The sequence below is a fragment of the Rhodopirellula maiorica SM1 genome (assembly GCF_000346295.1).
Taxonomy (GTDB): domain Bacteria; phylum Planctomycetota; class Planctomycetia; order Pirellulales; family Pirellulaceae; genus Novipirellula; species Novipirellula maiorica.
Window position 1 is genome coordinate 1 of record NZ_ANOG01000276.1, and the last position, 2,086, is coordinate 2,086.

At 55.9% G+C, this 2,086-nt stretch carries 3 protein-coding genes; 2 read left to right on the forward strand and 1 reads right to left on the reverse strand.

The annotated features are described in order from the left end of the window. The coding region (locus tag RMSM_RS08930; protein ID WP_008694402.1) for a hypothetical protein at window positions 1-1,053 on the reverse strand (1,053 nt) is incomplete at its 3' end. A gap of 12 nt (window positions 1,054-1,065) precedes the next feature. On the opposite strand from RMSM_RS08930, the gene RMSM_RS42465 reads away from it, so the two are divergent. Continuing rightward, window positions 1,066-1,464, forward strand: a complete 399-nt coding sequence (locus RMSM_RS42465; protein ID WP_236622057.1) for a hypothetical protein — start codon at window positions 1,066-1,068, stop codon at window positions 1,462-1,464. A gap of 36 nt (window positions 1,465-1,500) precedes the next feature. Then, window positions 1,501-2,086: hypothetical protein (locus RMSM_RS42470; RefSeq protein ID WP_236622058.1), on the forward strand; the 586-nt coding region annotated here is incomplete at its 3' end.

Consider the following 2,086-nt stretch of genomic DNA (forward strand, 5'->3'; position numbering starts at 1 on the left):
CAAATCGCCGTCTTTCCACGCTTCAATCTGATACTCTCCGACGAGAATACCGTCCTCGTTTTTGGAGTAAGGATTGGGGAACGTGTCCGGCCGAAGCAGTTTCAACTCGCAGAAACCGTCTTCATCGGTTGTCGCTTCGGTGATCGTCGCGCCGTACGCTGCCCCACCAGCTGCTAGATCTTTTCTCAGGAGCGTTGCGCTCACTTCGGCGTCTTCGATGATCGTTCCCGACGAATCCCTGATGTAGCACTGCAAAGCGCAAATGTTTGGATTCGTTTGGTCGGCTGCAACCGGCGATGCCACGCTGATTGGGACCACTACGTCTTCGCCGTCGACCTCGATTTCTACCGGCGATGGTGTGAGATACATTCCCGGTGGCAGAACGATGATCGAATACGTTTCTTCATCGCTGACGTAGAGAATTGCGACGCCGTTCGTGTTGGTCGTTTCGCTGGTCGATGTCCCAGCAACAGACACACGGCCGCCGGCAATACCTAACCCCGTGCCGGCGGCCGTTACTGTGACTGTGACCTTGATTAACCCCACGCCCCCGAGGATTCCCAATGAGTCGGAAAGTGACTCGCGGGATTCGTGCGCGGCTTCAAGTGAATGCGTTGTTGGATCGAACGTTCCACCGCCCGTGTTGATCTCTGCCAGTGCTGTTGCACTGCCTGCGTCCCCTCGCATTGCAATCCGGAGCCACGAGCTCATCAACGTGATGCCTGCGAACACCGATCTGATGCCGTCCAACATGCCTCCAGGGCGTTCAAAGATTGCCGCGATGTCGTTTGCGAGATGCTGGTCGGTGGTGTCTGCGAGCACAATCCATCCATATTGGATGACTGAGCCAGTTTGAACGACGGTGTAGCGGTAGGTTCCTGCCAACGCTTCGGTCACAGTCGCATCAAACACGCCATTTGCTGCGGCCGTCTCGGTCAACGTGTCCCCGGCGCCGTTCACCAGCGTATCGCCGTCGGTCTCGAACAGCTCAAGAGTTAAACCGACTTCACCGGCACTTGCGGGGATGACGAATCGAATAGGTGTGGCGGCCATGGGAACTCTTTGATGGAAGGAGTATCCATCGCCAACCCGGGATTACAAATCGACGATGGAAGGCAGCAACTCAGCTACCTGCTCGCAATCTTCCGGGCCAAATGGGCCAATTTCAATGAAACGGGCTCCCACTGGCTCTCACGAGTCGGGAAAGTTGAGCTTTTGGTGGGTCTCCCCCGATGCTCTCGCGGCCTCGTCGTAGGCTCTCGCGGCCTCTTCTGGATCCGAGAAAGAGCCCATGTATTTACCTCGATACGTCGCTTCAAATTTGCATTTATGGCGATGGGCGAAAACTCCGATGTACTTGGACACTATGTGCTTATTTCGCTCGAACCAGTCGTATCCGGCTTTGCGTTTTTGTTCCTTTTTTGCCGCTCTTTCGGCTTTCACTCGCTCTCGGTCGATCGCTAGTAGACGTTGCCGTTCGTCCTCGTTCTGAACCGATGCGTGGTTGATCTGGAAGTGACCGGCTGCGAGTGCCGCATTGTCGTACGCGATGCCAGCCTCACGCTCGGTGGGAAAATGCCCCAGTCTGTGCGGGCCGAAAGCCGCCTCGAATTTGCCAGACTTCCTGTTTTTAGCGACCCCGCGATACTTCGATGTTTTTTTTCGCTTCGGCTTGGGTTGCTGTTCTTTTTTGGCTTCTTGGGCAATCTCTTCGGCGGTTGCAAAGTTCAGGCCCTTCGTTTGGCCAACTGCTCGGGCGGCATCGTCGTACGCTCGGGCCGCTTCCTCGGGGTCATTGAAACTGCCGAGATGCACCCTGCGGTGGGTAGCCACGAATTGGCGGGCCTTTCGGCTGGCGCTGACTCCGTTGAATTCGCTCGCGCGATGACCAACAGCGTCATACCACGCATCATCGCCTTTCTTTCTTTGCTCTTTAGATTCGGCGATCTTCGCCTTGACTGCTGCACGTCTTGCTTCTACTTCGCGGGCCTTCTGTGCCGCCCTTTCTGCCTTCTTTGCGAGTCTCTGACGTTTCCGTTCTTCCACTCCACGTCGGTACTCTTCTTTTCGTCGTTTACGATCGGCT

Excerpts from the sequence above, each read along its gene's own strand:
- RMSM_RS42465 (WP_236622057.1), top strand. The coding sequence starts at position 1,066 with ATGGAAGGAGTATCCATCGCCAACCCGGGATTACAAATCGACGATGGA.